Origin of the sequence: Microcystis sp. M049S2 (assembly GCF_020245625.1) — a bacterium.
Taxonomy (GTDB): domain Bacteria; phylum Cyanobacteriota; class Cyanobacteriia; order Cyanobacteriales; family Microcystaceae; genus Microcystis; species Microcystis ichthyoblabe_A.
In genome coordinates this window covers 1-5,801 of sequence record NZ_JADBUN010000104.1, presented here as the reverse complement: position 1 = coordinate 5,801, position 5,801 = coordinate 1, and the positions used below count along the sequence as shown (strand labels likewise).

At 39.1% G+C, this 5,801-nt stretch carries 5 protein-coding genes and 1 pseudogene; 1 reads left to right on the top strand and 5 read right to left on the bottom strand.

All coding sequences use genetic code 11. The features are described from left to right. Positions 1–137: 137 nt before the first annotated feature. Positions 138–497: pseudogene (locus IM496_RS08890) on the bottom strand (S49 family peptidase); the annotation flags it as partial. A gap of 227 nt (positions 498–724) precedes the next feature. Between IM496_RS08890 and IM496_RS08885 the strand changes: the two are divergent. Next, positions 725–1,051 carry a helix-turn-helix domain-containing protein gene (locus tag IM496_RS08885; protein WP_287661754.1) on the top strand — a complete coding sequence of 109 codons (327 nt, stop codon included), beginning with the start codon at positions 725–727 and terminating at the stop codon, positions 1,049–1,051. A gap of 80 nt (positions 1,052–1,131) precedes the next feature. Here the strand turns inward: IM496_RS08885 and IM496_RS08880 are convergent, their stop codons facing one another. The 4 genes from IM496_RS08880 to IM496_RS08865 all read right to left on the bottom strand — a co-directional run. Continuing rightward, complete coding sequence (locus IM496_RS08880; RefSeq protein ID WP_287661753.1) at positions 1,132–1,518, bottom strand: hypothetical protein; 387 nt, start codon at positions 1,516–1,518, stop codon at positions 1,132–1,134. A 1-nt stretch (position 1,519) separates the two neighbouring features. After that, the gene (locus IM496_RS08875; RefSeq protein WP_287661752.1) at positions 1,520–3,178 is read right to left on the bottom strand and encodes a pentapeptide repeat-containing protein; all 1,659 of its coding nucleotides are present in this window, start codon (positions 3,176–3,178) and stop codon (positions 1,520–1,522) included. Positions 3,179–3,452: 274 nt separating this feature from the next. After that, positions 3,453–5,471: an NAD-dependent DNA ligase LigA gene (ligA, locus tag IM496_RS08870; protein ID WP_287661751.1), complete on the bottom strand. Its 2,019-nt coding sequence runs from the start codon at positions 5,469–5,471 to the stop codon at positions 3,453–3,455. 14 nt (positions 5,472–5,485) lie between these two features. Continuing rightward, positions 5,486–5,801: Uma2 family endonuclease (locus IM496_RS08865; RefSeq protein WP_287661750.1), on the bottom strand; the 316-nt coding region annotated here is incomplete at its 5' end.

The following is a 5,801-nucleotide window of genomic DNA, read 5'->3' as shown; positions in this document are numbered from 1 at the left end:
TTAAATGTATCTGGATACACGCCACACAAGCGTTTGAACTCTGTTGGCTTTAAAGTTTTTACTTGTTCGTAAGTCATCTTTCAATCTTAACTCTTGGACTATTTTATCCTATTTTGTCTAGACTTATGCAAGAGATCTAATCTTTCCAGATTGTTTCCCCTCAGGATAACACCGATCGAGCCAGTAATCGTGCCGGGGTTAGCCATAATATAATTAGCCCCCATACCGATATAAACGCCGCCAGAGGCGGAAATATTGCCAAAACTAGCGATTATTTTCGTGTTTTTTTGTAACCGCTTCAATGCTTCATAAATTTCTTGGGAATCCCCCACGGTTCCCCCGGGGGAGTCAATACGGAGAAGTAGGGCGGGATATTGCCTTTCTTTAACGATTTCTAGGGCTTTTAAGACTCTTTTGCGGGTATCGGAGGCAATTGCACCTGTAATTTCTATTCGAGCGATTTGTTTGCGGGTTTTCGGTTTAAAAGGCCAGACCATCAGGTTTAAATATCTCTCAAAAAAGGACTCTTTCTAATCTAACGCTTTGATCGTTCTAGGTTAAGCAAACATTATCACATTTTGGGCGCACGCAGTTCGATCAACTCACTGACCACGATGCGCCCCTACCATTGGCGCGATAATATTATTGTAGGGGCGAATCGTATTCGCCCTCTTTTAATAACTTTTGCTGCTCACCATCAGTGAGAGAAGGTCACAAATAGTAGATGCAGCCTCACAATCATTTGCTTGATATAGCGGCTTTTTTGAGTGTGATTGAACCAAAAGCAAAACAAAAGTTTGCAGTGATTAAATTAAAACATGACCAGATTTTTGGTCAAGCGATTGCCTCTTTACGCAAACAGCATCAACTGCGACAATCAGATATTATAGGAGTATCCGAGCGCCAAGTGAGACGCATTGAACAGGGAGAAGGAACAAAGGTAGAAACCCTTAATTTATTTGCTCAAGCTCACAAAATGGAACTTAATGATTATCTTGATGCTGTTGCTCAGTTAATCGATAATACTTCCGCAGATTTGCTCCAGTCTTAGAGCTTATTTATCAAGTAAACATCAAAACAAATGTAGGGCGATCATTCCTCGATCACCCTAGTTTTTCTGACAAAAACTTCTCATATTCCGCAGTCAAAGTAGGGTATGCCACTTTCTATCTTTTCTTTCTTTTCCGGGTTTTTCCAATTGGGACACCAATCGCTAAGAGGTCTGAAAAATGAGCCTCTTTTATATTCATTCTCTATTATTGGTAGAGCGTTATCAGCATCTTGCTTGGTTGGGAATAAGATGACACTCACATAAAATCCTTTTCGTTTAAATAGCTTATTTTTGCCTCGATATTGTGGCAATCGTCTTGGTAGTTGTTCTATTTCCCATTGTGCCTCTTGAAGGCCTCGATCTGAACCATAAATAACACCATAGGATGGAGTTTGGGAAGATACTTGGGCAGCAAGGCCAATGCTTAATATTAAAGTAGCTAAAATTAAACACTCTCGATTCTTCATACTACTCGGCTCCTGTTAAATTTTTTTGTGCATTTCCAATCTTCTGAATACATTCTTGATGAGTTTTAGCTTCTAAAACATATTTTTTGTCTATTAGTTCTTGCAAGTATTCTTTTGTTAGGAGATATGATTGTTGCTTGGTATTAGATGTGACAATTTTGGTATTAGATGTGGCAATTTTAGTAAAACAGGCCTGGTTAAAATTAGTTTTATCGGAAATTGTTATATTTTCGAGCTTGACATTATCAAATATAGTTTTTGCTAAATCAACACCAGTGAAATCTACATCGGTAATTTGACCATTGATGAATCTTGAAGCTGTCATTGTAGAACCAGTAAAATACACATTTTTTAAACTTGCATTCTCTAAATAAGAACCACGTAGCTCTGAATGTCTCGACCTCAATTCGCTTAAATTAGCTCTTTTCATGTTAGCGTTTTTGATTTGTATTTGATCTATTATTGTCATCTCATTCTCATTTAGGCTATTTCTTTGCCCATTATTTCCTAATTCTATATCATCGAGATTTGCTCCATCTAATTTAATTTCTGGCTGAGTAGATGGCTTGTTATTATCAACAGTAATAGTAATTAGCTGCGATTCAGCTAAATAAGTGATAACTTTTCCTTTACGTTTGCCATCTAATTGTTCTAAAACAGAGAGAGTTAAAGCTTGAGCAGTCGAGCTAAATTCTGGTAACAGCATTACTTCCTGATCATTTGGATGTGATTCTTTATACCCAGATGTTTCTTTGATTTTTTTTGTCTCTACAATTAAATCTTGCATTTTGGAAAAATAATCCGTCAAAATCTCCTGCTGTTTTCGCTCTTGTGCAATTTTATAATCTCTAAAGTCGGCTGCAGAATTCAGATAGAAAGCACCTAGAGCTAACATTAGAGGTACTATCAATAATTGTAGCCAATCCCAAAAGCTTTTTTTCTGAAAGCCCGACCATTTAAAATTTGATATAATTACAAAAACTCTCCAAAGCAAGAAAGATATGATAAAAATGAACAAGAAAAACAATATTTTTGATATATTTTCAACTAGATTATCTATACTTTTAAGCCAAGCTATTGAACCAATCAAATTTTTTATCAAATCAAATAAAGGAGGAGTTAAAATTGCAACAAATAAAACAAAAACAAACAAAAATATATAAGCCCAAACTTGGGGATTTTTAAGAGAATACTTACGATGCTTCAGTTTTGGACAACTTCGCTTTAAATAATCCTCATAACTTAGTTCGGGGGGAATTGGTTTTGTATCTCCAGAATATTCATAATCTGGACTGCCTGTCAATATCCGAAAAGCCAATTCCTTACCTGTGATTGTCTTATTAGATGAATTGTCTGGTAAGTCCTGTAACCATCTCAAAGCATATTTAAGTCGTTCTATTACTTCGTCGCTTTCAAAGGGTGATTTAACATCAGGAAGAATTCTCAGGTCAAAATCACGAATATCGTGGCGTTTTAGGAGTTGCAGTTCTTGTTTTTCTAGAGTTCCTAAACTAAAGAAATGCGTGTTCGATAAGCTAATTCCATAATGCCATGTTTGATATTTTTCTCGCCATTCGACTAGCTTGCCATAATATTCGCTTTCTGGCCGTACATTTTCTTCAATGCCGATAATTAAAGAAGCCAACTCTGAAGTTATCATTAGTATAACACCCTGTTATTTATGTTTTTTTATAAAAAGTTAGAGAGAGTTTGAATATCCGTGAGGACTAGCACTATATACCTATTCCTCAGAATAGCAGAAAGTCCTTAACCAGAGACATTTACTTAATATAATGTTACTTTTCTCGTCCTTAAAAATTGACTGTTTATCTGATGAGTTTGTTTCTGGATTAAATCAGGTTTATCGCCCAGTTTGGTTGATCTTTTTTAAGGATGCACTTGTCTTTTATGTTAATGAAATAATCCAGATTTTACTAGACTTTTCCGACTTCGATTAATTCGAGTAATTGTGCTTCGGTTAGCTGAGTAATGCCCAATTCTAGGGCTTTTTCTAGCTTAGAACCCGCCGCTTCTCCTAGCACTAAATAATCAGTTTTTTTGCTGACAGAACCCGTCACTTTCCCCCCGGCTTTTTCGATTAATTCTTTCGCTTCCTCCCGTTTGAGAGTTGGTAAAGTGCCAGTAATGACAAAGGTTTTCCCTGCTAAAGTCGCTTTTGTGGTGGTGGTTTTTGCTGCTGCGGCAAATTGTAAACCCGCTGCCTGTAATTTAGCGACTAAATCCCGATTAGCGGCGATTCTAAACCAATCATAGACCGATTGAGCGATTTCTTCACCGATACCATAGACAGAGGCTAAATTAGTCACGCTGGCGTTAGCTAACTCCTCCACTGTCCGAAAACTTTCGGCGAGAATTTTGGCGTTAACACTGCCCACATAGCGGATTCCTAGCCCATAAAGTACCCTCGACCAGCTTTGATTTTTGCTTTGAGCCATAGCTGTAATCAAATTTAAGGCGGATTTCTCGCCCATTCGGTCTAATTTGGCAATTTCCGTTTTTTCGAGGCTGTAGAGGTCAGAAATAGCGGTAACTAATCCCTGTTCAATCAGCAAAATTACCACTTTTTCCCCTAATCCCCGGATATCGAGAGCATCGCGACTAGCCCAATGTACCACACTTCCCCGCAAAATCGCCGGACAGGAACTATTGACACAGCGCGTCACCGCTTCCCCCACCGGACGGACTAGGGGAGATTGACATTCAGGGCAATTAGTGGGCATCTGGAAGGGTAAAGTCTGGCTAGGACGCAATTCTGGCAGGATTCTCACCACTTCCGGGATAATTTCCCCCGCTTTGCGGATAATTACCGTGTCACCGACGCGGATATCTAATTCGGCCACTCGATCGCTATTATGTAAAGTAGACCTTTGTACGGTGGTTCCTGCTACCTGTACCGGTTCCATCACCGCCATGGGTGTGACTGCGCCGGTGCGTCCCACATTGACGATAATATCTTTAACTACCGTGGGGACTTCTTCGGCAGGATATTTTAAAGCGATGGCCCACCGGGGGAATTTTTGGGTGAATCCTAAGCGATTTTGTCGCTGTAAATCGTTGATTTTGACTACGACACCATCGGTCATGTAGGCTAATTGATGACGTTTTTCTTGCCAATCTTGATAGTATTGCGCCACTTGTTGCAGGGATGGACAGAGTTGACGGTGGGGATTAACCAGAAATCCCATGCTTTCTAATCTATCTAAGGATTGCCATTGAGTAGTGATATGGTTATCGTCTAAATGCAGGGTATAGGCAAAAAATTGTAAGCGTCTTTTATCAACTATTTTCGGATCTAATTGTCGTAGGGTTCCTGCTGCTGCATTGCGGGGATTAGCAAAGAGAGATTCCCCTTTTTCTTCTCTTTCTTGATTGATTTTATCGAAGGTATCGAGGGGTAAAAAGGCTTCGCCGCGCACTTCCACAATTGCCGGGGGATTATCTATATTTAAGCGTAAAGGAATAGAGCGAATTGTCCGCACATTGGGGGTAATATCTTCGCCGGTGACTCCATCCCCTCTGGTAACACCTCTGACTAAAAAGCCGTTTTCGTAGGTTAAAGCTAACGCGGAACCATCGATTTTTAATTCACACACATATTCCGTGTCTTGGGTTTCATTTATATATCTTTGCCAACGGTTGCCCCATTTATTTAATTCTTCGAGGTTAAAGGCATTTTCGAGACTATAGAGGGGAATATTATGACGAACAGAAACGAATTGACTAGAGATTTTATCCCCGACTCTTTGGGTGGGACTATCGGGGGTGATTAATTGGGGATAACGCTTTTCTAGGTCCTCTAATTCCCGATAAAGTTGATCATAAACGCTATCGGGTATAAAAGGATCATCAAGAACATAATAAGCATAACTGGCTTTTTGTAGTTCTGTTTTTAGTTGTTGGCAACGTTGTTGGATGTCTAAGGGGATAGTCATAATCGTTAATAATGCTACTGTGCAAAGACCATTTGAGGAGTTAATTGTAAATCGGGAAATGTCACCGATATTATTCTATCTTCCTGATTAAATTCTGCCAGTTCATAAAATCCCGAAATCAGGGTTAAAACTGATATTTTTAGAGCCATAGGATCGATAATCCAGTATTCAGGAATGCCTCTTACCGCATATTCTGAACGCTTATAACGGTAGTCATCATCGGCATTACCGGGGCTAACAATTTCTACAACTAAGAGGGGAGGAAATTCAATCACTGCTGTGGTCATATTTCTAATCTCTTGACATTGTTCGGCAGTTAAAATCATTAAG